The organism is Pseudomonas sivasensis (assembly GCF_052938085.1).
The window spans coordinates 5,357,509-5,380,459 of sequence record NZ_CP176442.1 but is presented as its reverse complement, the minus strand read 5'-3'; the positions used below and the strand labels follow the sequence as shown (position 1 = coordinate 5,380,459).

28 protein-coding genes, 1 tRNA gene and 2 pseudogenes are annotated in these 22,951 nt (G+C 58.1%); 7 read left to right on the top strand and 24 right to left on the bottom strand.

Annotated elements, in window-relative coordinates:
- Positions 1–161: 161 nt before the first annotated feature.
- The 16 genes from ACKZ62_RS24925 to ACKZ62_RS24850 form a co-directional block, all read right to left on the bottom strand.
- Positions 162–587, bottom strand: a complete 426-nt coding sequence (locus tag ACKZ62_RS24925; protein WP_447095960.1) for a hypothetical protein — start codon at positions 585–587, stop codon at positions 162–164.
- Positions 588–630: 43 nt separating this feature from the next.
- Complete coding sequence (locus ACKZ62_RS24920; RefSeq protein ID WP_447095959.1) at positions 631–1,233, bottom strand: tail assembly protein; 603 nt, start codon at positions 1,231–1,233, stop codon at positions 631–633.
- Positions 1,234–1,243: 10 nt separating this feature from the next.
- The gene (locus ACKZ62_RS24915) at positions 1,244–1,624 is read right to left on the bottom strand and encodes a hypothetical protein (RefSeq protein WP_447095958.1); all 381 of its coding nucleotides are present in this window, start codon (positions 1,622–1,624) and stop codon (positions 1,244–1,246) included.
- 105 nt (positions 1,625–1,729) lie between these two features.
- Entirely contained in the window at positions 1,730–2,338 is a 609-nt protein-coding gene (locus ACKZ62_RS24910) for a hypothetical protein (protein ID WP_447095957.1), read from the bottom strand.
- Complete coding sequence (locus ACKZ62_RS24905; RefSeq protein WP_447095956.1) at positions 2,296–2,643, bottom strand: hypothetical protein; 348 nt, start codon at positions 2,641–2,643, stop codon at positions 2,296–2,298. Before ACKZ62_RS24905 ends, ACKZ62_RS24910 begins: the two co-directional genes overlap by 43 nt.
- A gap of 336 nt (positions 2,644–2,979) precedes the next feature.
- A complete protein-coding gene (locus ACKZ62_RS24900) occupies positions 2,980–4,782 on the bottom strand; it encodes a DUF927 domain-containing protein (protein ID WP_447095955.1) in 1,803 nt (600 codons plus the stop codon).
- Positions 4,769–5,650 (bottom strand): toprim domain-containing protein, encoded by an 882-nt coding sequence (locus ACKZ62_RS24895; protein ID WP_447095954.1) that lies wholly within the window; start codon positions 5,648–5,650, stop codon positions 4,769–4,771. The genes ACKZ62_RS24900 and ACKZ62_RS24895 overlap by 14 nt, the downstream gene beginning before the upstream one ends.
- Positions 5,647–5,874 carry a hypothetical protein gene (locus tag ACKZ62_RS24890; RefSeq protein WP_061434836.1) on the bottom strand — a complete coding sequence of 76 codons (228 nt, stop codon included), beginning with the start codon at positions 5,872–5,874 and terminating at the stop codon, positions 5,647–5,649. The genes ACKZ62_RS24895 and ACKZ62_RS24890 overlap by 4 nt, the downstream gene beginning before the upstream one ends.
- Positions 5,867–6,154: a hypothetical protein gene (locus ACKZ62_RS24885; protein WP_447095953.1), complete on the bottom strand. Its 288-nt coding sequence runs from the start codon at positions 6,152–6,154 to the stop codon at positions 5,867–5,869. The genes ACKZ62_RS24890 and ACKZ62_RS24885 overlap by 8 nt, the downstream gene beginning before the upstream one ends.
- A 106-nt stretch (positions 6,155–6,260) precedes the next feature.
- Positions 6,261–6,578 (bottom strand): hypothetical protein, encoded by a 318-nt coding sequence (locus tag ACKZ62_RS24880; protein WP_447095952.1) that lies wholly within the window; start codon positions 6,576–6,578, stop codon positions 6,261–6,263.
- 472 nt (positions 6,579–7,050) lie between these two features.
- A complete protein-coding gene (locus ACKZ62_RS24875) occupies positions 7,051–7,725 on the bottom strand; it encodes a KilA-N domain-containing protein (RefSeq protein ID WP_447095951.1) in 675 nt (224 codons plus the stop codon).
- Entirely contained in the window at positions 7,722–8,027 is a 306-nt protein-coding gene (locus tag ACKZ62_RS24870) for a helix-turn-helix domain-containing protein (protein WP_447095950.1), read from the bottom strand. Before ACKZ62_RS24870 ends, ACKZ62_RS24875 begins: the two co-directional genes overlap by 4 nt.
- A complete protein-coding gene (locus tag ACKZ62_RS24865; RefSeq protein WP_367242532.1) occupies positions 8,028–8,279 on the bottom strand; it encodes a helix-turn-helix transcriptional regulator in 252 nt (83 codons plus the stop codon).
- A gap of 161 nt (positions 8,280–8,440) precedes the next feature.
- Entirely contained in the window at positions 8,441–9,346 is a 906-nt protein-coding gene (locus tag ACKZ62_RS24860; protein ID WP_367242531.1) for a DUF6387 family protein, read from the bottom strand.
- A 166-nt stretch (positions 9,347–9,512) separates the two neighbouring features.
- Positions 9,513–10,754 carry a tyrosine-type recombinase/integrase gene (locus ACKZ62_RS24855; protein WP_447095949.1) on the bottom strand — a complete coding sequence of 414 codons (1,242 nt, stop codon included), beginning with the start codon at positions 10,752–10,754 and terminating at the stop codon, positions 9,513–9,515.
- Between the two features lie 170 nt (positions 10,755–10,924).
- Positions 10,925–11,001: transfer RNA gene (locus ACKZ62_RS24850), tRNA-Met, on the bottom strand.
- Between ACKZ62_RS24850 and ACKZ62_RS24845 the strand changes: the two genes are divergently transcribed.
- Positions 10,969–11,316, top strand: a complete 348-nt coding sequence (locus tag ACKZ62_RS24845; RefSeq protein WP_155989958.1) for a hypothetical protein — start codon at positions 10,969–10,971, stop codon at positions 11,314–11,316. The genes ACKZ62_RS24850 and ACKZ62_RS24845 overlap by 33 nt on opposite strands.
- 51 nt (positions 11,317–11,367) lie before the next feature.
- Here the strand turns inward: ACKZ62_RS24845 and ACKZ62_RS24840 are convergent, their stop codons facing one another.
- Positions 11,368–11,919, bottom strand: a complete 552-nt coding sequence (locus ACKZ62_RS24840; protein WP_032886085.1) for an RNA polymerase sigma factor — start codon at positions 11,917–11,919, stop codon at positions 11,368–11,370.
- 263 nt (positions 11,920–12,182) lie between these two features.
- Between ACKZ62_RS24840 and ACKZ62_RS24835 the strand changes: the two genes are divergently transcribed.
- The 6 genes and pseudogenes from ACKZ62_RS24835 to sctU all read left to right on the top strand — a co-directional run bounded on the left by ACKZ62_RS24835 (position 12,183) and on the right by sctU (position 18,397).
- Positions 12,183–13,247, top strand: a complete 1,065-nt coding sequence (locus ACKZ62_RS24835) for a TyeA family type III secretion system gatekeeper subunit (RefSeq protein WP_122752367.1) — start codon at positions 12,183–12,185, stop codon at positions 13,245–13,247.
- Positions 13,244–15,337 carry a type III secretion system export apparatus subunit SctV gene (gene sctV, locus ACKZ62_RS24830; RefSeq protein ID WP_447095948.1) on the top strand — a complete coding sequence of 698 codons (2,094 nt, stop codon included), beginning with the start codon at positions 13,244–13,246 and terminating at the stop codon, positions 15,335–15,337. The genes ACKZ62_RS24835 and sctV overlap by 4 nt, the downstream gene beginning before the upstream one ends.
- Positions 15,338–15,371: 34 nt before the next feature.
- On the top strand, positions 15,372–16,283 hold the full coding sequence (locus ACKZ62_RS24825; protein WP_032886478.1) for an FHA domain-containing protein: 912 nt from the start codon (positions 15,372–15,374) through the stop codon (positions 16,281–16,283).
- Positions 16,280–16,570: pseudogene (locus tag ACKZ62_RS24820) on the top strand (EscN/YscN/HrcN family type III secretion system ATPase); the annotation flags it as partial. The gene ACKZ62_RS24825 and the pseudogene ACKZ62_RS24820, both read left to right, overlap by 4 nt.
- Before the next feature lie 49 nt (positions 16,571–16,619).
- The gene (gene sctT, locus ACKZ62_RS24815) at positions 16,620–17,303 is read left to right on the top strand and encodes a type III secretion system export apparatus subunit SctT (protein WP_447095947.1); all 684 of its coding nucleotides are present in this window, start codon (positions 16,620–16,622) and stop codon (positions 17,301–17,303) included.
- Positions 17,300–18,397 (top strand): annotated as a pseudogene (gene sctU / locus ACKZ62_RS24810) (type III secretion system export apparatus subunit SctU). The gene sctT and the pseudogene sctU overlap by 4 nt, the downstream one beginning before the upstream one ends.
- Here sctU and ACKZ62_RS24805 read toward each other — a convergent pair.
- The 7 genes from ACKZ62_RS24805 to ACKZ62_RS24775 form a co-directional block, all read right to left on the bottom strand.
- Positions 18,398–18,748, bottom strand: a complete 351-nt coding sequence (locus ACKZ62_RS24805) for a hypothetical protein (protein WP_032886099.1) — start codon at positions 18,746–18,748, stop codon at positions 18,398–18,400.
- An 11-nt stretch (positions 18,749–18,759) separates the two neighbouring features.
- Positions 18,760–18,963: an HrpT family type III secretion system protein gene (hrpT, locus tag ACKZ62_RS24800; RefSeq protein WP_032886100.1), complete on the bottom strand. Its 204-nt coding sequence runs from the start codon at positions 18,961–18,963 to the stop codon at positions 18,760–18,762.
- Complete coding sequence (sctC, locus tag ACKZ62_RS24795) at positions 18,960–21,083, bottom strand: type III secretion system outer membrane ring subunit SctC (protein WP_447095946.1); 2,124 nt, start codon at positions 21,081–21,083, stop codon at positions 18,960–18,962. Before sctC ends, hrpT begins: the two co-directional genes overlap by 4 nt.
- A gap of 14 nt (positions 21,084–21,097) precedes the next feature.
- Entirely contained in the window at positions 21,098–21,415 is a 318-nt protein-coding gene (locus ACKZ62_RS24790; RefSeq protein ID WP_326490173.1) for a type III secretion protein, read from the bottom strand.
- A 76-nt stretch (positions 21,416–21,491) separates the two neighbouring features.
- Complete coding sequence (locus tag ACKZ62_RS24785) at positions 21,492–21,710, bottom strand: hypothetical protein (protein ID WP_032886104.1); 219 nt, start codon at positions 21,708–21,710, stop codon at positions 21,492–21,494.
- Between the two features lie 84 nt (positions 21,711–21,794).
- Complete coding sequence (sctL, locus tag ACKZ62_RS24780) at positions 21,795–22,388, bottom strand: type III secretion system stator protein SctL (protein ID WP_099601940.1); 594 nt, start codon at positions 22,386–22,388, stop codon at positions 21,795–21,797.
- Between the two features lie 11 nt (positions 22,389–22,399).
- Complete coding sequence (locus ACKZ62_RS24775; protein WP_122680441.1) at positions 22,400–22,948, bottom strand: type III secretion protein; 549 nt, start codon at positions 22,946–22,948, stop codon at positions 22,400–22,402.
- Positions 22,949–22,951: the final 3 nt, after the last annotated feature.

The window sequence follows — 22,951 nt, the reverse complement described above, 5'->3', positions numbered from 1 at the left end:
GTTCCAGTGACCGAGAAACCTTTGACGATTGGTAACTATGCAGGGTGGTTACTTTGGGTGGTTACCAGCGAAGCGGCGAGACAGACGATTTGGTCTGAGTGAGACCATATCGTCTGTCTCAACGTGTGATAAAGCCGCCCGAAGGCGGCCCTGTCTTTTCGCTAAAGCGTGGTGGGGAGAATGTCTAATACACCGTCACCGCTGGTTGATATACGGTAGCTTTTAACCTTTCCGCCGGTGACCATTATTTCTCGTTCTTGCCTCTCTGCACCCATCCCGCAGATGCCGCTTCCTTGGTAGGCCGCACCGACAACGACAGACCCCGTCGGGACATGGAGGGCAACTCTCTCTCCAGGCTTGAGTAATGCCGCCACTTTGCCGTCTACGAAAAGGCCAATCGAGCAAAGGCTTCCCGTATGACCCGAGTCTCTGGTCACCGATAAAGTGCCTTTACCTGGTGTGTCTTTCTGATACGCAAGAACCCTTTCAGGCGGCGCCGCAACAGCATTTGTCATGGGCACTGGGGAAGTGGCGCATCCAGCCACCAGAGCGGCAAATAGGGCTGTTGTCGCAGCGATTTTAAGCATGAGAGCTCCTTTTCATGAGAAGCAACAATAGCACCGTCTAACGTTAGACTTTGTCCTCGGCATAAATCGCGGCGCTGATGATCGCGCCACCTACCCGCCGTTTGCCGTAGCAAAGCGGTACCGGGTTGCCCGACGCCGTAGTGTTCTTGGCGCTACCGAAGGCGTAGCCGGGTGTGTTCTCTGGCGCGGCGCTGGTTTTGAGGCCGCCGGCCTGGGGGCTGAGCATCTGGATAATGCCGCCGATGGACATTGCAGCGCCTGCCGAATACAGAAAAGGTGACGCAGCAGCGAACGGCGTGAAAGACAGCACGTATGCTGCTGCAATCAATATCCCTCCGACGATTGTCTGAAGCGAACCCGCGCGTTTACTACCTGTAATTACTGGTGCAATGGTGATGTCGCCGGTTCCGTTGTAGTTCAACTCCTTCTCGCCAATATTCCGTTTTTCGCGGAACACGGCGAACTCTAAGCCTCGGGATTTGGCGTTCGATATATAGCGCTCAAATCCGGGGATCTGAACGCACAAGGCTTTGACGGCTTCCGCTGGGGTACGTACGGCCAATGGATAGGACTTACCGAACTGGCGAAGGGCACCGCGAAGCTTGAAGTTGATGACAGGGGTGTATTCGATCACTGATGCGGCCATGGTTTCTCTCCTACTTTGAATTGGTGGTGTGGGTTGGTACTTCGGCGCCGATCTGCATGGCGAGCATCATTCGGGATGCCATGGCGTCGTCACGGATAGCCTTTTCGCGGCGTGGGTCTGGGTTCCATGCCCAGCAATGAATCGCTTGGTAAGCGCGAGCCCCACGGAATGTTCCGCGTAGTAGGTCGGCAGAGATCCTTCCCTCGTCCTCTGTGAAGAATGGCCCGTCGACGGTCACCTTCTGCCCGTCACGAACGTGTTGCACTTCCCAGACGAGGTAGCCGCCATTCATGTTTGGGGCGACGGCAAAATCTGTGATCTTGCACGCCTCGGCGAAGCGCTCCCGATGTGCGGGCGCCTGGCCCGTTATGTTGCTGTCTTGGTCAGTCATGTTTCCTCTGTGCGCCGCTGGCGCTGGTCGTGGGCAGGTGCCCGATGGTGCTGCTCGGTGTCGCGCCACGTTTTCGTGATTCGCAAAACGTGGCGCGGAAAATGGTCAGTTGCCGACGATGCTCAGGACTGGCGGCAGCTTTGGGCCGAACGGCGCACCAGGGGCGAATGGGTCGGGTAGTTGATCCTCTGGGCATTCCTTGATGAACCGGATCATGGCGGCGTGGCAGGCGCGATACAGCGGTCCACCGGCACCCCATTCGTCGCTTTTGCGGTCGGTGCTGTCCTCCAGTTGGGATAGATAGGCCACTCCGCGAAGGCTGGTGTCACCGTCTGCGATAGCCCGATGACGATGTACTGGGTTGACGCTGAGCAGATCGCACATCTGGTCGAAGCCCAACGCCTGCGCCAGCCCCTCACGGTCGAACATCAGTGATTGGCCAAACCCAGCAAGTGCGCTCCACGCTCCGCTGCGAGTAGCCTCCTGGTGTTCGTTGGCCTGCTCCTCCAGTTCCGCAATGGTCTGCCGGGTGAATGGGAGAAACGCTTTCAGCTTTCCCGCTTGCCGGCGTAGGGCTCGCCGTTCACCGCGGATAACGTCGAGCTGGTCAGTAATGGCACGGCATATTCGCCGGGTGGTGATGAGCTGCGTGGCGGCGCTGATGCCGGGTTTCATACCGATGTTGCACAAGAGGGTGATAAGGCTGGGCGGCATTGGTGCGCCTCCATAGGTGTGGCGTCGTAGCTGGCGCGCAGGTGGGCGCCAGCCGTGCAATAGCGGCCGGTGGGCGCGTAGCAGCTCCGACAAACCATGATGTGGTTGAGGTAGTGGTCACGGGCCTGTCGCCACTCAGGCGTGGCAGTGGCGGCGCTTGCGTGCGGGCTTGTGATGAGCTGGAGAGTGCGCTCGACAGGGTTGGCCAGCACCAGACGTGGGCGAGGTCGGCTATCCATTTTTGGCGTGTCGGTACTGGCAATGACTGGCGGCAAGTGATCGAGCAAGCCGGAAAGGAGACTCATGGCGTCACCTCGGCCTGATTGCTCCATTGCCCATATGTGTCTCTAGAAAAAAATCGGGGGAACGGGGGAACAGTGGGAACAGCCAATGTTTCCGGGGCTTTCAGGGGGGAGGTCTGTTCCCCACGTTTTTTTGTGGGGAACGCTGATAACCAAGTTCTGGAAAACGCAGGCACGCTTATATTCAAAAACATGTTTGTGCTCCCCCTGTTCCCCATACATTCAATAAGGGGGAACGGCCACAGCCCGCGGTTTTACTGGCTGTTCCCCCGTTCCCCCTGTTCCCCACGTTTATAGGTTCCTGTGAACTCGGGCATTCGTACTTGGTGGATGTGGAGGTCATGCACCGCCCCCCTCACTGTCCATAGCCTCTGGGTCGATGACGTATAGGCGCGCCGATCCGCCAGCGGGGATGCGGTATTTTTTGGTTTTGCGGCTATCGCGGTCGGTGTCGCGTTTGGCTAGGGCCCCGCCAATCTCAAGTGCCTTGACCACGCGGGTGAGGCCGAACCCATGGGCGGCCTCGATCAGCGCGGACTTGTTGAACAGATACAGCCGTTTGCCGGCCACTAGCTCCCAGTACCCGGCGCGATTGAATACCTTGGCGTCCACCTCCGCTGCGTCGACATCGGAGAATCGGCTGCTGCCGTGCTTGTCGATAAAATCGATGATGCCGGCCAGGATCTGGCGGTCTTCTGCGTTGCCCCCGCCGACACGGGAGAGCCATTCCCCGTAGAGCAAGCGGCAGTCGGAGAGGGCGGTGCCCGGCTCCCATGGCAACATGCCGTAGGCGATGGCCATCTCGCCCGCCAGCGCGATCACGGCGAACCGGTCAGCCACGCGGCCGGCCTGGGCATTGTCCTCGACGAACTGAGCGCGGATGCCGTCAAAGTCACTGAGCAGCCCGGGCTTATCGTCGTCGGCAACCAGGCGCTCCACGAACGCTGGCCCAAGGTGGCCATGGTGGGCGCCGACCGCCACGGTGAGCTGCCGGTGGAAGTCAGCGCCCTCAAGCCCGTGCAATTCATCGAAGGCTCGGTGTGTCCGTGTACCGGCGTTCACGTCGACCATGCGCAACTCGGCGCCAGCGTGTGCGGCATTGCCGGATATGGCCGCGTGTTCGGAAAGCGAGCGCTCGCCGCTGGAGAGCGTCAGCAGGCGCCAGCTCAATTTGGCGCGGCCTTCGCGCTCACGGGTCATGGTGCCTTTACCCTGGCCGTTGGCGAGGGAGTACGCCATTTCCTGTACGCGCTTGGGATCAGCACGCTTGATCTCATCCAGTGGGAGGATGGTGTCATTGCGGCTAGACGCTTCGATCTCCAGGCCGCCCTTGGTCATGTCCCAACTGGCGGCGAACACGCCCGGGTCGCCCCATACCGACGAGCCGATCAGTTGCGCCAACGACTTGCCGCTGGAGCTGTCGCCCACCAGGTGAACACCGCCGCCCAGCACGCCCACCAAACTCAGCAGTGGGCCAGCCAGCGAGCAGCCGATCGCCAGTGTCAGTACCGGATTGCCCGCGCACTTGGCGGCCACCTCCGATTGCCACAGCGCCAGTTCTCCGCGCCGGCTGAAAAGTACCTGGGCCTTGTTGCTGGCCTGGTACCGGACATTGGCGCTGCCAATGGTTCGCCCAGGCAGCACGAACGCGCCCGACTCATGCCAGCCAGGCCGGCTGGTGGTGGCAAACACTTCTGCAGGATGCTGGTCGAGCAGGTACTCCATGAACGTGCCGCGTTTCTTGAGGGCGATAATGACGCCCATCCCGAACAATGCGCGCCGGGCGTCCTCGCCGCTGCCGCCGAACACTTCCATGGCGATGATCCACTCCTTGATGCCGCCCTCAGTTACCAGGCGCAGCAACCGCCCCTCGCTGCCGTCGTCGCTGTTGGTGGTTCGGGCCACGACTGTGACAGGGCTGGAGATCCACTCATCGGTGATAGGCCGGTCGCCGGTATCGCCCTCGGCGTCGTCCTGGTCAGCGGCGGCGCGCTTGAAGCTATGCCAGTAAACGCCCGGGCGCAGCTTGCGGCCCTTCTCATTGATCACCCAATGCTCATACACCGCCCAGCAGGGGCGATCTGGCGCAATGGTCGCGGCGTCCGGCCGTAGGTTGATCACGTTGTTGTCAGGCTTGGACATGGGCGAGCTTCCAGTTAGCAAGGTCGTTGAAGTCGGTGAGGTCATTGGGGGCGTCTTCCGGCCACTCTGGGAAAGCCACTTGACCACCCACGGCCGCCGCTGCTGCGTTTGCCGCTGCGCGCCCCGGGTTGCCATCGGTGAGCCGGTCGTCGTCGCCGGCGATGACGATTGGTTGGCCCGGGTATCGAGCGCGAAGTGCTATCGCCGCCGGGATCAAGTTGCCCGCGTTCATGGCAGCGGCAACGACGTAGCCGCCGTGCTGGTGGAGGCTGGCGGCCGTCGCCCACCCTTCGCAGATGCAAAGCACAGAACCTGGCTCGATGATGCCCAGCGGCGAATAGGTGCCCTTGATCCGGCCGCCGAATAGGAAGCGCTTGTCGCCGTCCGGCCCGATCCTTTGCAGGTTGACCAAGCGCCCATCCAGGTACAGCGGGATCAGCAGGTCAGCGCCACGCTGGCGCAGGCCGTAGGAGCGAACTGCCTTGGCTACCAGATACGGGTGGTCGGGTGAGGCGCGGCGCGCATTGCGCCACCAGTGGTTGGCCTTCTCGGCGGCCTGCTGCTGGCGCTGGTGTTGCTCGGCTTCGCGCTGGCGCCGGGCTTGGTCAACTCGCTCGCGGATCTGGGCCGCCTCGCGGGCGTCCACCGGTTCGCGACTACACCAGGTGCTGGCGGCGCCGGCTTTCCAACTGCCGAACGCGCCGGATGCGATGCCGTCCAGGTACAGCACATACCAGCCGTTGAGCGAGCCAGGCTTATCCTCCGGCACACGGAATCGGTGGATTGCACCGTCGGGCTCTGGTAGCCAGTCGAGAGGGCCATAGACGGCCTGGAGCGCATCACGGAATTGGATCGTTGCGTCTGTCATGCGGCCCCCTTCGGCGGGGTAAACCGCTTGGCCAAGTGCTCCAGTTTCTGAGTCAGGCGCTCCAGCTCATTGCAGTGGTGGCCTTGATCGCCTTCCGAGATACGCAGCTCCAGGAAGCCGACCAGCGTTTCCACCAGCAGGGCATAGCTGGTGGTGTCGATGTGGGCGCCCGTGGCGGGCGGCACGCTGCTCCCCTTGCGCTTGATTGGGGTCACGTTACCCATGACTGACCTCCCGGCGATCAGCGCCAGCAAAGGCCCGGCAAACTTGACCGTTGTTCACACCGTGCCAGCGGGTAATGTCGTCGATTGAATCAACCAGGCAGGCCGTCACCTGAGCGCCAGCACTACGCATAACTACGCGCCCGCACTCTGCGTCGGCCTCGCTCAAGAACGGCCCTAGCAAAGCCTTGGGCACCTTCGGGTGGGTGACGAACCAAAGCTCTGTGGCTTTTTTCGGGCAAGCCGATCCCGTCGGCGCAGATGCGCCGTTTTGAATTTTCATGCTTAACCTCTTAGGTCAGGGCGTCGGCGCTGCGCGTCAGTACACGGCTGCTGAAAGAAAAAAGTGAGGCTGATAAATAGGATCGAGGGTGAGCGCTCTGGCTGGTTCATAGGGCTACCCCGCGGTACGGCTGATCGCCGCCCAGATCGTCCGATCCGAATAGGGCTTGATTGACGGCTTTCCGGCTATCAAGCATGCGGTCGTGTTCCTCATGCGTACCGATCTCCGCCGCCACCCATTCAGGAAGCTCCTTGCGCCGACGCATTTCGTTGAGGTGCGTCCACCAGCGAGTTGCGTGACGTCGCTCCGCGGCGATGAACTCGGCCAGCGAGGCGCTTTGTTCGTCCAGCAGGTAGTGGGGTAACGGCAGATGAGAGGCTGATGACGGGCTGCTCGTGTTGCGGGCCTCGCTGGCGTTGATCATTCCGCACCTCCGGAATGCTCCAGCTTGCGAACGATGGTCATGTGGGCGTTGTAGCGGGCAAGGCGAACTGAAAGTGAGGAGTTTGCGCGGAGGGCGCTCAGGGCCATGCGGCGGTGAGCAAATGCGCGAATCGCAGACGGATTTAGGGCAGGCATACGTGGAGCTCCTAACGTAAAGAGGGAGCTGCCACGTTCGTTACCAAGCGAATGGGTGGCAGCTGTGCGCAGGTTGGTAAACCGGGACGTTAGGAACCCGGCAGGCACGAATGCCTCCCACGCACAGCCGCCATAACACTTAACTGCGGGCACAAAAAAAGCGCCTGCAATCGTAATGGGGGCGCTGTTGCGCCTAACGTTCAGCGGGTTACCAAGCCCGGTCACTGAATTTGCAGCGACGGGCAAACCATACCGACGAGCGCGATTGCTTGCAACAAAAGATATCGACCGTTTGTCACTGATCATGAGCATAGCTGTCATGCGGCATCACTCCGAAGGTGCTTGGCTGTCAGGCTTTGGACGTAGCGCAACAGGGATGCTTTACGGGCAGCGAAGTCTTTGCCTTGGCCTATCAGCAGCACGTCGCGTATCTCGATTAGGGTGACCAGCACCAGCTCATGAGCGCTGAGCTCATCGCGATTGCGGCCGGCGAATTGTCCGGTGATTACCTGGTTGATTAGCTTGGCTTCATTGATGAAGTGGTGGCGCTGGGGAGTTTTACCGCTCTCTTCGTAAGCGATTGCCAGCGCATCACACAGGCCGCGATAGCCGACGGCTGATTGCTGGCGGGCCTGTTGCCATTTGGCCTGGTCACCACGTACCAGAGCGTCGATCTGCTCGTCGCACCAGATCTCAAAGTCCACAGAGAGCCAGCGGGCAAATTTCACAGCCAGCTTCGGATGGAGCCAGGTACCGCTGTTGGCAGTATTGCCTCGACGGGTCGTAACAAGAGTAATGCGGGATTTTCCCGTATTACTCTGAATCATCCTGCTCGCCAGTTTCTCTATGTACTCCTCGGTGGAGCCGAGACGCAGCCACTCGTTGGGAACCTTATCGAAGCGGGCGGCTGCAACGGTCGCGTTGATCCAACCGTCAGCATTGAAGTTGATGACCTGGCCCTCGTATGAGAGGGGGACAACACGGGCGCTCATGCCGCCACCTTCGCGCCTGGTTCTGCGATCAATGTGTAGACGGCAACACCACGGTGGATGCGGCCCCATTCGTCCGTCATCGTGATTCGGTTGGTGATGATCTTGTAGCCGGCATTGCGCAAGTCGCAGATGCGGGCACCAGGACGGCAGATGTTCAGCTCGCGCATGATGGTGAACGTGTCAGCAGGCCCCTTACGAAGACGCGGAACAAGCCGTACTAGTTGGGCGTGGTTACTGGTATTGTAGAGTTGAGTTTTTTCTGGGCTGGCCTTATCGGGTTGGCCTTTTTTTTGGTCGGTCATTTATGACGCCTCCCCTCGCAAGGCGATGCGCTGGCGCACCCAGGCTTGCGCCTCAGCCAGAATCCAGCCGACAGGTGCTCCACGCGATTTGCTATCGCTCAGCGGGACGGGGCGGGGAAAGGTCGGATCGTCTTTGAGGCGCTTGTAGATTGTCGGTCGGGCGTAACCAGTGATTGTCGATAGCTCACTGATACGAATAATGACCGTAGCTGGATCAAACTGGAGGGCGATACTAGGCGGTGTCGATTGCATGATTCTTTATCCCGAGTGATAGAGACTGATGTGTCCTCGGGAACAGATTTAAAGGGGTTGCGCCCAGCAACTGAAGTCATGGAAAAGCTCGGTTTTCGTTCCGGATGCTCTCTTGGCGAAAGCTCTTCCGGCACCGTAGTGCCGGTATTTTAATCCGGAACTCAGGAGGCTCCAGGTGACTCCGGAATGATGTTTTCTCGTTTTGATTCCGCTTCGGCAGCTCTCCTTTCCGCCTTGTCTTTTTCCACTACTTGGCCCAGGTACCTTTCTAGCCTTGTAGTGGCACCAATAAGACGAACTGTCTCTGCGGTAATGCTTTGCTCCATTAGCGGTTTGACTACCTTCCGAATCCGCTCCCCCATATCAACATCTCTATCCTCAAAAGATGTAGCGCCAGGGGGGAATAGTGCATTGGCTATCTGGTTATTTGTAAACCGTATTCCTTTGATTTCTGCCCACTGATAAAGGTCGAAGGCTGCGAGTATTCTGTATCTGTGCCATTTATGAAAATCGTCGTCGCTGATGGGCTTTTTGAATCGCTCATTCATATCGCTCCTGACCCCGGCAAGCCACACGCTGAAAGCAAGCTTGAGTGTTTCGTCGTCGCTATCCAGGTCCACCGTAATTGGGACGCCGTGGCAGAATTCTGGCGCAAGCCAGCCAACCTTTTCCAATGCTTCTTTTTTGAGTGAACTTCCATTCTCGTAAATGCTGACTACCTCTTCTAACAGCTCTGGCGGGGCGTCCTTACCTACCACGGAGCACACTTTTTTGTAGAGCTCCTGCCATGACTCGTCCACTGACCAGGATGCAGAGATCACTGCTATATCCGCTGCAATCATCGACCTCACGGGGAATGGATCAGTGTGGCGCTCGATTAATCCAAAATCGCCAGGGATGCGGCCGGCAAAGGTTCTAAAATAACTTTCCTGCTCGTCCTTGCCTAAAAATGGCTTTGTCTTGGTAAACAACGTGCGCATTTCTATGCTCACGCCCCACTGATCATGTGATAGGGGTATCTGATAAGTTCTGAGATCAAACCACTCTGGAATTTCTGCTTTGGCCATGTTGACCTCCTTGGGCGGACTTCCCGGAATAAATTGACCTTCAATACGGGCGAATAGCCCGCGCTTCGTGCGTTTGGTTGACCAGGCTATCTGGTTGAATGCTGGCTATACAAACAGTAGTGGCGCTCAGTCTATAACTGTATATGCGGGCAAAGGAAGGTCCGCATCAGGCCCTCTTGCCGAAGTCACCTTGAACAACAACGCCGCCGGCGAGACCGTCGAGGTAGTTCGAATACCATTGCATCATCACCGTGCGCTGAGGCAGGTACTGGGCCTTGTTGTAGACGCCGGCAACGCCAGGCTTTTTATGTGAAAGTTGGGCCTCAACGTGGTTCTCGTCGAACCCATTCTCGTTGAGGACTGTCGACGCGATATGCCGGAAGCCGTGACCGGTTTGTCGGCCTTCATATCCCATACGGCGTAACGCCATCAGAAACACGGTGTCACTGCGTGGTTTGGTGTGGTCGCTACGGCCGGGGAACAGAAGGGGATAGCTGCCGGTGTACTGGCGCAGCTCCTCCAGCGCCTCGATCGCCTGAGACGAAAGCGGCACCAGGTGCTCAAGTCCCTTTTTGCGGCCTTTGCGCTCGACTGGGATCGTCCAGAGCTTTTTGGTGAAATCGAACTCCGACCAACGGGCCTCGCGCAGCTCGCTAGGGCGCACCGCGAACAGGCTCAGCAGGCGCAGACCTAGGCGCACATCGTGGGCGTGCGGATAGGCAGCAATGGCGCGGATCAGGCCGGGAAGTTCATCGGGTGAGACGTGGGCGTAGTTCTCGGCCTTGCCGGACTGGAGATATTTTTGCAGCCCTTCAAGCGGGTTATGGGTCGCCCGGCCAGTTACCCTGGCCAAGTCGTAGGCGTCTCGGCAGTACGAGCGCACCCGGCTCATTTGCTCAAGAATTCCCTGTTGTTCCATGCCGCGCAGAAACTCCATCCACTCAAGCGGTGTGATGTCGGCATAGGGGCGTTTACCGAACACCGGGAAGACGTGACGCTCCAGGGCGCCGATGATTCGCTTGGCGGTACCAGCATCCCAGTTGGTGAGACGTGAGGCGTACCACTCTCTCGCCAGTGGCTCGAATGTCTCGCCGGCGATATCCCTCTCTGCTTTCTTGCGGGCTTGCTTGGTAACGATCGGGTTTTTGCCGTTGGCGGCGTCGGTGCGCAATTCGGCAGCTTTCTGCCTGGCGACTGATCCGCTCACCTCGGGGTAACCGCCAAGCCCAAGCCATGACCATTTGCCGTCGGGCTTCTTGTAGCGAAGCTGCCAGGACTTTTGGCCATCAGGCTTCACGCGGAAATAAAGGCCGCTCCCGTCCAGTTCGCGATACTCGTTGGCATCAGGCTCCAGGCCGGCCAATGCGGTATCGGAAAGGGGGCGGCGTTTTATCTCGGATCGCTTCATTTGGGCTTGTATCCCCTCGGTTCAATTATTTGTCGAGGATACACAGGGGGATACACGGAGGGAAGGTATAGGGGGATACAAGGAGAGATAGCCAGAAACAAGAAAGCCCGCACGAGGCGGGCTTCTTGAGGTGGTTTAGAGACTGATGTAGACATCTGTAAACCGGTACTTGGTGGCTACACAGGGACTTGAACCCCGGACCCCAGCATTATGAATGCTATGCTCTAACCAACTGAGCTATGTAGCCAAGTGGCGCGCATTATTCGCGCAGAACGGGAATGCGTCAAGCATTTTTATTAAGAATTTTTCTACGCTTTCAATTGTTTATCGAAAATGGCCGTGTTGGCTGGCCGTAGGCGGCGTCTACACAGGTATGGGGCTGGGCAACGTGCGGATGATTGCCGGGGGATTGCTCGGGCGGATGTTTGGTTTTACCGGGATGGCGGCGCTGCTGGGACACCGGGCGGATGCTCATGACATCAAGTGGGTTTACACACTGGGCTCGGTCTTTGCGCTGTTTGGGAGATTGGCGCTCTTTCTTGCGCGCATGCAAGAGGCCTGATTCGGTTGGGCAAATATCCCTGTCGCCCAACGTTTGGCTAGTCAGCCAGATTTAAGGTTGAAAAGGGTTGTGGGTGGCGCGCTTGAGCTGTTCGCGTGCACGCGACAGACGGGAGCGAACGGTGCCGATAGGGATGTCCAATACGTTGGCCGTATCCTGGTAACTGCCGTCGGTTTCCAGCGAGGCGTACATCGTCTTTCGCATTTCCGTCGGCAAGTGGTCGATGGCGCTCAACGTGTTCTCCAGGCGGCGGTTGATCTCAAATTCCCAATCCAGGTTGTTGGTTTCCTCGTGGCCATGCCACAACGACTCATCAAATTCGCAATGTACGGGTTTGGCGTACATGCGCCTGAAGTGATTGCGGATCAGGTTCTGTGCGATGCCGCACATCCAGGTGCTAAGCGAAGCATTCCCGCAGAATCGCTCGCGGTTGCGCCAGGCTTCCAGGTACGTGAGTTGCAGAAGATCATCCGCATCTTCCGGATTGAGTACGCGCTTGTGAATGAAACGTTTGAGTTTTTTTTGCTGGTCGTCTGTCAGGTGAAGCATGAATTGAGGTGAGCTGCCAACGAGCTGAGCTAAAGCTCCGATAGGGATATTCATGATTTTTTTCCTTAGGGTAGACGCAGTCGAGCGGGAGTCGACAGCACCCTTTTGCACTCCCTGTGCCAAAAGAAAAAAATCGTATGTTGTTGATTTATATATATAAATATTTTGAATCGTGACGATTTCACGCAGTACTTTGCATGGAGCACGGAAGGCTCGTGCAAATTTTTTCACACGCTGTGTGCGATCAGATTTCGATGGAACCGTATGCATAGGCACTGCCACAGAGGGACACACTCTCTCCCTGTACTGGCGTGCCCATGAAAGTTGAATCCAACAACGATGTGCAAACAATCCGCCCCTTGGATCAAGCGGTTACCAGCCCCTCCTCAGTGCCTGTGCCCGCGAAGGGCGTTGATGAGATGGGACATATTTTCAATCAGGAGGTGGAGCTCAACAGCCGGGCGCTGAGCGGGCGGAAGATGGGGTTGCGTGTGTCCCCGGTTGAGCAGCTTGTGCAGCTTTATAATCAGTTGGGCCATCCGGCCCAGAAGAGCATGGCTTCCATTTCACGAAGCATCATTGAGCAGTTGCGCAAGAGCGTCAGTACTGAGGAATTGGTCAGCCTCGCGGGAGGTGACCCAGCACGTGCGTTCGTAGTGCTCAACTACGTGACGGCCCAGGCAGACAGCGAAGTGCGTCCGTCCGAGGCTGCATTGGCACGCGATGCCATTGCCCAGCTGCAACTCCGGTTCAAAGGGGAAATTCAGGCAGGCCTGAACATTGCTACGGCGTTGCAGGCAGCTGTGGCCGACCCGCATGAGCGCCAGAAACTGCGCCAGCTTTACTACGCCAGTGTGGTCACGCGCCAGTCCTTGGCAACCATGATGCAGGCTTTGCTGGGTGATTACGGTGGCGAGCGGTTTCGCGACGTGCTCAACGCGATGCGTAAGGCCTTGGCGGATGACCTGGCGGCCCTGGTGTCGTCAATGCCCACACCTTTGTTGCGCACTTTGCTGCTGGGTCTGCAAAGCTGCGGGCAGTTGAGCGCGGTGTTATCCGGTTGTCACACGTTGATCCAGCGTTTGAGTATTGAGCATGACGCCGTGAGCTTGCTGCAACGCATACTGGGGTACGCCGGCGGCGGTATCTCTGTCGATGAAATGCTGCGGTTGGGAAACGATTTGGGTGGCGGTCCGGTTGACCGACAAATGGCATCCCTCAATGCGCTCTACCCGCTGTTTCAGCAGTTGCCTTTGGCCTTGTGGCCCGACAAGCGGGTCCGTCAGGAGTCCCTGCAGATTCTTTTGACGCTGATCGGTGAGTTGGACCGAGCCGTGCGTGGCCCCTTACGGTTTGCCGGTGAGCCGAGGCCCATGACGTGACGGCTGTGTCAGCCGTCAACCGTATATTGCTCAAAGTGGCACAGCGCGCCGAGGTGTTGGGCGCTGTGGTGGTCATGGCCATCGTATTTATCTTTATTGTGCCGCTGCCCACCTGGCTGGTGGACATTCTGATTGCCCTCAATATCTGCATATCGTGCCTGTTGATCGTTCTTGCGCTCTACCTGCCGGGCCCCCTGGCATTTTCGTCCTTCCCGTCGATCCTGTTGTTGACCACCATGTTTCGATTGGCACTGTCGATTGCAACCACGCGTTTGATCCTGCTGGAGCAAGACGCCGGCGACATCGTCGAGGCCTTCGGCAATTTCGTGGTGGGAGGCAACTTGGCGGTGGGGATGGTGATTTTCCTGATCCTTACCCTGGTCAACTTCCTGGTGATCACCAAGGGCTCGGAGCGGGTTGCCGAGGTTGCGGCGCGGTTCAGTCTGGATGCCATGCCGGGCAAGCAGATGTCCATCGACAGCGACTTGCGTGCCGGTCTGATTGACGGCGCGCAAGCACGAGACAAGCGGGAGCAGTTGTCCCGTGAGAGCCAATTGTTCGGCGCCATGGATGGGGCCATGAAGTTCGTCAAGGGTGATGCCATCGCGGGGTTAATCATCGTTGTGGTCAACCTCTTGGGCGGCTTCTCTACGGGCATGTTTCAGCACGGTTTGAGTGCGGCTGATTCGATGGCGTTGTATTCGGTCCTGACCATCGGCGATGGCCTGATTGCGCAGATTCCGGCGCTGCTGATCTCCCTGACTGCCGGCATGATCATCACCCGTGTTGCACCGGAGGGGCGCAAGGGCGTCAGCAACATGGGCGCTGAAATCGCCCGGCAAATGACCAGCGAGCCCAAGAGCTGGATGATCGCTTCGGTGGGGATGCTCGCGTTTGCGATAGTGCCCGGCATGCCTACCGGGGTATTTGTCTTTATTTCGCTCATAACCGGCAGCCTTGGGTATTACCTGATGCGCCAGCGTCAACGAGAAGCGCAACCCGCGTCCGAAACCAGCGAAGCCGTGCGTCCTGAGGAGAACGGAAAAGAGGACTTGCGCGGGTTCGACCCGTCTCGCCCCTACCTGTTGCAGTTTCCGCCAGTTTTGCGTGGAACGCCGGAGGTGATGGAGCTGATTCACGGGATCCGCCAGTCTCGAAATGCTCTGGTTGCCAATATCGGCCTGACACTGCCTCCCTTCGAAGTCGAACTCGATGACTCGCTGGCCATCGACGAGATGCGTTTTTGTGTGCATGAAGTGCCGATGGTCAAGGCGTCGGTTGTCAGCCTGCTTGCCGTTGATCGTAACGCGTTGAAGGGTGAGCATGAGCACGGAGTACGGGGGCTGGCTGAGCGTGATGAGCAGGAATGGATCTGGCTGGAGCCGGATGATCCATTGCTTGATGATCCGCAATTGGAGCGTTTCACGGCGACAAGCCTGATCCTTGAACGCATGAAGCAGGCCATGATGCTCAGTGGGCCTCAGTTCCTGGGGATCCAGGAGAGCAAGTCGATCCTCAGTTGGCTGGAGCACAACCAGCCGGAACTGGTGCAGGAACTGCAGCGAATCATGCCACTGTCACGGTTCTCGGCAGTGTTGCAACGCCTCGCCAGCGAAGGGGTACCGCTGCGGGCTGTGCGACTGATCGTCGAATCGCTGATCGAGTACGGCCAGCATGAGCGTGAGCCGGAAGCATTGGCTGACTATGCGCGAATTGCACTCAAGGCGCAGATCTTCCACCAGTACAGCGAGGCCGACGGTCTGCATGCCTGGCTGCTGTCACCACACACTGAAAACATCCTGCGTGAAGCATTGCGACAGACTCAGACGGGTGTGTTTTTCGCGCTTGACGACGACAACAGCGCCGCGTTGATCAACCTGCTCAATCAAGCTTTTAGTTTGAGGGCCAAGAGCAAGAGCGTGATGTTGGTGGCGCAGGACCTGCGCAGCCCCTTGCGGACCTTGCTGTTGGAAGAGTTCAACCATGTCCCGGTGCTGTCGTTTGCCGAGTTAGGGAGTACCTCAAAGGTCAAAGTGCTGGGTCGCATCGACCTGGGCCAGGACGAACTGATGCGTGGTGCGGTGGCATGAGTACTTGGCCATGGCCAGCGTGGAGGTTTTGAAGATGTTTGAGCTACGTGTGCTTGACGGGCTGCGCCAGGGCGCTGCGTTGCCGTTGTTTGGGGAGCAGTGGAGCATTGGTTCCCATGCGGACGCTGACCTGGTTTTAAACGATCCGGGCGTAGTCGATCAGCATGCGCGCTTGCGGTTTATGGACGCCGAGTGGTTGGTGCAGGCCGAAGCGGGGTTGCTGCAGGGGCCTGAAGGGCAGCTACTGGCCCAGATCGCGAACCTGGAGCTGAACTCACCGTTTTCAATGGGGGGCGTGCGCCTGTGTGTCACCTTGGCCGAGCAGCCCTGGCCCCCGGTAGCAGCACCAGTGGCAGCACCTGAACCGGCACTGATACCGACCGAAAATGCGCCGGAGTGGGAGCTGAAGTTATCGTCGATCTCCCACTCGCAGCAAAAGCGTTTGATCAGCCTGGTGTTAGTGCTGGCGGTCATCATCATTGTGGTTGGCATGGTTTCAACTGGGGAGCGCGAGGCACAGGCGTCCTTGAAGGCTCCTGTGGTTCAAAAGCACGAATTGGCATCGCCCTTCGAGGTGCGCCAGCAGTTGCTGAAGATGCTCAGCGAGCGGGAGTTGGGTCAGCGCGTCAGCTTGCAAGTGATCAATGGCCAGGTCGCGCTCAATGGCGATGTCTCCCAGGACGAAGTGGAACTGGTGACGCGCATGCTCAGCCGTTTTGGTGAGCAGTTCGACAGCTCGGTGCCGGTGATCAGCCGTGTGCGTGTGCGTGATAACGCACTTCCATTCAGGATTGTTCAGATCGTCGGAGGGCCGAACGGTCACGTTCTCTTGGAAGAGGGCATTCGACTGTTTCTTGGGGACGAAGTGGAAGGGTTGCGACTGGTGCAGATCGATAACGGCAAGGTGGTTTTCGATGGCGAGCAGCGTTACGAGGTGCGTTGGTGAGTGAAGATATGCAGGCACGTCTCCACGCCTGGCAGCAGCGCCAGGCCCAATCACTGATCAGCTTTGCTCCGGTGACGATGCGTGGCCGAATCCAACGCGTCAACGGCATGCTGCTGCAGTGTCGGCTGCCCCACGCGCGCATCGGTGACTTGTGCCAGGTGGAAAAAAATCCAGGCGACTCCATGCTCGCCGAAATCATTGGTTTCGATCAGCAGGACGCGGTGCTCAGTGCCCTGGGAAATTTGGAAGGCGTACGGGTAGGTGCCAGCGTGGAGCGCCTTGGGGTACCCCTGTTGCATCCTGGTGGCTGCGTTCTGTTTCCAGCATATACGCGGCATGCTCAGGCACGTCCTTGTGATGGTCATGGCGCTGATGCCGGCGCCGGGCATTCACGCAATGTTGGAGGGCCAGGACTACTCGGCGATGATACTCGCGGCGCTGATAATCAAGGAGGTAGCGCTGGGTTTGTTGCTGGGGGTGCTGCTGGCGATGCCGTTCTGGATGTTCGAAGCGGTGGGCGCGCTATTGGATAACCAGCGCGGGGCCTTGGCGGGTGGTCAGCTCAATCCTTCACTGGGTCCGGACGCCACACCGATTGGACATCTGTTCAAGCAATTGGCGATTTTTCTATTGATGGTGACGTTGGGCTTAGGCGCATTGACCCAGGTGATCTGGGACAGTTACCTGATCTGGCCACCCACCGTGTGGTTTCCACTCCCTGCACCGAATGGCATGAGCGTATTCCTCGGCCTGCTTGGGGACACCTTCATGCATATGATGCTCTACGCAGCACCCTTTATTGCGGTGCTGCTGTTGCTGGAGTTCGGCATTGCGCTGCTGGGGGTCTACAGCCAGCAGTTACAGGTGAGTACGCTGGCACCTCCCGTGAAGTGTCTGGCGGGTATCGGTATTCTGCTGTTGTACTTTGCGCTGCTGCAGGACCTGATCGTTGGACGTATGAGCCAGTTGGGTGATCTGAAACACTCGCTGGGCCTTTTATTTAAGGCCTCAATGCCATGAGTGACTCGGGGGAAAAAAAGCACCCGGCTTCAGCCAAGAAATTGCGCGATCAGCGTAAAAAAGGCCAGGTTGCTCAAAGTCAGGATGTGGCCAAGTTGCTGGTGCTGGCCGCCATCAGTGAAATTGCCTTATTCACCGCCGAGAGCAGCTTGCAGCGTTTCCAGCAATTGATGGTGTTGCCGATCTAACGTCTTGACCAGCCCTTTGTGCGGGCGCTGGAAGAGGTGCTGTTTGAAGGCCTGGTGGTGTTTTTCTCATTCGGCCTGTTGATGGCCGGCGTAGCGATTGCCACCAAGCTGATCAGCAGTTGGATGCAATTCGGTCTGCTGTTTGCCCCGGAAACATTGAAGCTCGATTTCAATCGCCTCAACCCGATCAGTCAATTCAAGCAATTTTTTTCTGCCCAGTCGCTAATGACGCTGTTGATGAGCATCGTCAAAGCCGTGCTTTTGGGTGTGATCGTGTATGTAGTGGTCTGGCCTTCTCTTGGGGCGTTGATCAACCTTGCCAACAGCGATCTGCAAAGTTACCTCCTGGCACTGATCGCATTGTTCCGCTACCTGCTGCATGCCTGTCTTGGGCTATTGCTGATACTGGCAATTCTCGACTTTACATTGCAGAAGCACTTCTTCGCCAAGCGCATGCGCATGACGCAAGTCGAGGTTGTCAAAGAGTACAAGGACATGGAAGGCGACCCCCATGTGAAGGGCCAGCGTCGTGCATTGGCGCAGCAATTGGCCCAGGAAGAACCGAAGGTCAAGCTGCCCAAGCTGGAAGAGGCCGATATGTTGGTGGTCAACCCGACCCACTTTGCAGTCGCCTTGTATTACCGCCCCGGCAAGACACCGCTGCCGTTGTTGGTGAGCAAAGGTACGGATGCCGTGGCCCGCCAATTAATTGCGCAGGCGAAGGCCGCCGAGGTGCCGGTCATCCAATGTGTATGGCTGGCCCGGTTGCTCTACACAAAGGAGTTGGGCGCAAGCATTCCCCGTGAAACCTTGCAGGCTGTGGCGCTGATCTACCGCACCTTGCGTGAACTCGATGATGAAGCCAAACGCGAAACCTTGGAGTTGCCAGAGTTGGAGCGGCGCTGATCAGCGACCGGAGCTTGTGTCCAAGGCTTCGAGATTGGCCAGCGATAGCATCCGGCTGAGGATCCTGTCGAGCGCGCTACGCGGTGCGGACAGTGCGTGCCAGATTACCAAGGTGTGTTGGGCGTCGAGGTAGATAAAACAGCCATCAAATACGACGGCCTGCTCAAAGCGCCGCTCCAGCATCCGCTGCAATTGCCCGGCTTGCAACGCTTCACGCGCCACCTGCAACGCCAGCCCCGAACGCTTGCCTGCGTGCAGTGCACAGGCCGTGATACCGGGAGCGAGTGCCAGGTGAGCGGCAGCGCCGCTCACCAGGTTGTCCAGAAATACCTGGCGTTGAGTGTCGGGCATTTCTTGGAGACTCACCGTTCCAGCGAGATGGTCTGGTAGTCCGCCCGTTCCCCGGCGGGGCCAGGTTCGGCGCGCATCTGAGGTGGCCACCAGATCACCATCTTGTCCTTGCTCGATTGAGGGCGTGAGCAGGAGTCGCCCCTGCAGGTGGGCGTGCAGCCGGCGACGAGCAGTGCCGTGCCGATCAGGGTGACGCACAATAGGCGATGTTTCATGGTGTGGCCTTCGGAGCAGGAGTGATCAAGGAGGGGCGGGGCACGCTGAGGTGTTCATCCTTTACCACTGGGCGCATGGCGATAAATACCTCGGCTTCTTCACCCGGCTTCAGCCAGGCGCGCGGCCACACGCTCACAGCCAGGGTCTGCGGGGTGCTGCATTCATTTTCGTCAATACGGGCATAGCGCTTGGACTGGTTGCTCAGCACTACCACCGCCACGTTGTAATCCGGACCGGTGTACCACTGGCTGCGTTCGGTGTTCAGTGCCAGGATGTCGCGGGTGCTGCACAAGGTGTTCAGCCCCAGTGGCATTGGCGCAGACTTGAAGCCCTTGGGGATTTCACCACTGACCATATGCGCCAGTGTGCTGATGATATCGCTGCGCTTTATCACGGGCGGGTGAGGGGCATCGCGCCTGGCCAGAGGTGCAAGGGCCGCTTGCAATTCGACCTGGTCCGCCTGGGGCAGGTAGCGTGAAGGGTCTGCTTGATCGCCAATGACGCGCGGAGTGAGGATGAACAAGCGTTCACGCCGGTTGTTCTGCCGTTCGATCGACGAAAACAGCGCCTTGCCTATGAATGGAATATCGCCCAGCAAGGGCACCTTGTTGCGCTGGTCGCTGCTTTCGGTGACGTGGAAGCCTCCGACCACCAGCGAGCGTTTTTCCTCCATGACCGCCTGGGTGCTGACCTTGCCTCGGCGCACATCCAGATTGCCGGGGGACGGGTTGGTTTCGTCGAAATTACCGTCTTCAATATCCACCGCCAGGTGGATCTGGTGACCGCCACGGCTGGTGATGACACGGGGAACAACCTGGAAACTGGTGCCCACAGTGACCGGTAAAATGGTGGCATTCTCTCGACCCGGTGTCAGGTATTGGGTGCGATTGAAGTCAATTACCGCCGGTTGGTTTTCCAGCGTGAGAACGGAGGGGTTGGACACCATGCTTGCCAACCCTTTGGCTTCCAGCGCGCGTATATCCGCGTAGAAGCGCTCGCGGTTTTCAATCGACAGCTGCGACGAAGTGCCCGGAGCCATATTGACGCCGCCGCGGAACCGACTGTTCTGAAAGCCCCAGTTCACCCCGAACTCTCGCAATTGCGTGCGTTCGATATCGAGAATAATCGCGTCGATTTCCACCAGCTTGCGCGCGACATCGAGTTGGGTGATCAGCTCGCGGTACATGGCCAGGCGTTCAGGCAGGTCGTAAATCAGCACGGCGTTGTTGCGCACATCGGCTTCAACGCGAATTCGGCTGCCAGGCGCCGCAGCGCGCGGTGTGAGTGCGGGGGGAGCGTCCAACGGCGCGGTATGGCCGTTTGCACCCAGCATTTGCCCCAGCAACGGATTGCCCAATCTTGGGATGTTCGGCACGAGGGGCGCAGGCTGTGACGTGGAGCTCTGATTCAGTCGATTGAGGGTCGAGCTGGCGCGCGGTTCCAGTAACCCTCGCAAAATGCTCGCCACACCCGGAATGTTGAGTTTCTCGCCGCGATAATCCACTTGCCGGTCCGTTGCATTGGCAAACTTGAGCGGGAAGCTCAACACACTCTGTTTTTCATCCGGCGAACGACGCTGACTGCTGAACTGTTTGATTTGCTCGATATAGCGACGAGGGCCAGATACGAGTACTACGCCGTCTTCTGGTAACTCACCCCAACCGAAGCGGCTATCGAGCAAGCCGATATCCGTGAGCGCTTGCTTGAGATCGGCAATGGTCTCGGAAGAGACTTCCAGGCGCGCAGACTCTTGCTGGTCCAGCGTGCTGATATAGAGGGTGTTGTTGTACATGTACCACTGGAAGCGGTGTTCCACCCCCAACCTGTCGAGCATCGATTGCGGGGTATTAGCGCGGATCTTGCCATTGACGTTGCCCTCCAGCAGCCCCTCGACTTGCAGTTGAGTACCAAAGGCTTGAGCGAAATCGACGAGCACGTCACGCAAGGGCTTATGTTCTGCCTCATATGCGTAAGCGGTGTTCTTCCAATCGGAAGGGATGGCGGCCAATGCGGTGTGTGCCGGGATCAGCAGCCAGGAAAGCAGAATAGCGTTACGCCAGGGGAATTCTTTGGGCGAAGCACGGCGTAAGCGACTGTGCTCATGGTTCTTGTTATGCATTGTCGGTTCTCGGGTTAGTACGACAGTGAGCGTAGCGAGGTGGGTTTGAGGTTTTGAGTCGGGCGAGCAAAGCGCGCGACTGTGGCGCGCCAGGTGTCGCGTTGGTTCAGCAGGGCCTCAAGGCAACCGAGCACGTAAGCCTCTCCCTGCCCACCAGGCAGTTTCTGAATCAGCCATAACGCGCCGCTGTCAGCTTTTTGAGCCAGTGCGCCATGGAAATGATTCAGGCTGGCCGCGCCCAGGCGCATCCAGTGCTGCAAGGTGGTGGTGTCTGCGCGGATTGAGGTCAGTTGAGCGCTAAGTAACAAAGCGTCTCCCTGACGTTTCAGCATGATTTGGTCATCACCCTCAAACAAACTGAGTTGTTCTCTACAGCCACTTAACCAATCACGAACTAGCGATTGCATGTTATTGGAAACTCTCAAAAGTACTTTTGAGCAACATATGCGAAACGCGGTTATGTTCCAGATACGCCATTTGGGAAAGGGTATTCTTGACGGCAAGTTCATAGAATAATTCAGCGTCAGCCCCATCTTTAGAGCCGTTGCTTGAACTCTGCTTATACAGCTTGTGGGCAATACTGCTGCTTCTTGAAAGTTCTTGTGAAAGATTGTTGGAAAGACTCATGGGCGTTCCTTTGTCTTGGGTGGACGTGCATGGGTGGATCAATTGTTGTTAAGTAGCGTTGTGCAGGACGCCAGGCGGATGCAATTAAATGTCTATCCGGTATTCCTTTGCGTGATTGAAAAAAGCATCGAGCATCGAGTGCCAGCTAATACGGAAATCACCCTCATCGGTTTTCAATACAAGGGTCTGCGCAGGGATTGTTTCGTCGGGCTGAAGCTTCCAGAGTGTTGCCTGTTGATTGGCGAGACACTGTTTTATCTCCTCAATGTCCTGTGGGTGACAGAGCAGCGAGGCGTTGATCTCATGAATCTGGTTTGCCAGTAGTTGCCTCAGAAGGGCGGCCAGCCGCTCGGGGGGCACCGTGTCGTCAAGCAGGCGGCGAATCGCCTGGTTGGTGATTGATGTTGCATACACCTCCAGGTTGTCACACATCGCTTGACGGTCACGCTCCCAGCGCTTGAGTTGGGCGTCTGCGCGTTGCCAGACATCCAGGGACGCCTTTTCCAGCAGCATTTCGCATCGCTTCTCTGCCTGGATTACCAGTTCATCGGCCTGTGCCTTGGCGCGACTGATGAGTTGGTTGGCGTGTGCCCAGTTTGCAAGCTCTTCCCGGGGGATCAGGCAACGTGGCAATTCCGAAGCATCCTTGAGCAACTCAATGGTGTGTCGGCATAACATCGCTGTTTTCCTTACGCGTTCGGGTCAGGTGACAGGGGGGCGTTTGCCAATGTCGTCACGCGCCAGACTACGGCTTGCCATAGCGTGTTCAGTCGACTGCTTGCGTTTTCGAGTGAGACGGTACTTTTCTCAACCGCCTGTACGCGGTTACGGGGGAATCTCAGTCGAAGGCGCCGCCAGGTATCGGGCTCTACCCAGCTGGAGAGCAATTGCAATGGATCAGCATCGCGCGACAGCATGGTAGGGGGCAGCGCCTTGGATAAACGCATGCACCACAGGTGCTGACTCTCGCTCAACGGCGTCGCCGCTTCAGGATTGAACGTGTCGTGAACCAGTGTCAGCGCCAGGTTGAGTTGTTCAGTTGAAGCAAGGGCCAAGCGAAGTACCGTCGGGTGAGGGGCAGGAGGCAAGCACGCAACAATGCCAGTGAGGTCGTCCGGCGCGGACCGCCTGTTGCGATAAAGCACTTTAATTGCGGGGTACTTGTCGCCCCTCCAGTCCTCGTGGGCGTGCCTCCAGGGGAACGCCCACCATTGAGCCCAGGCCAGATGTTCACTCATGGA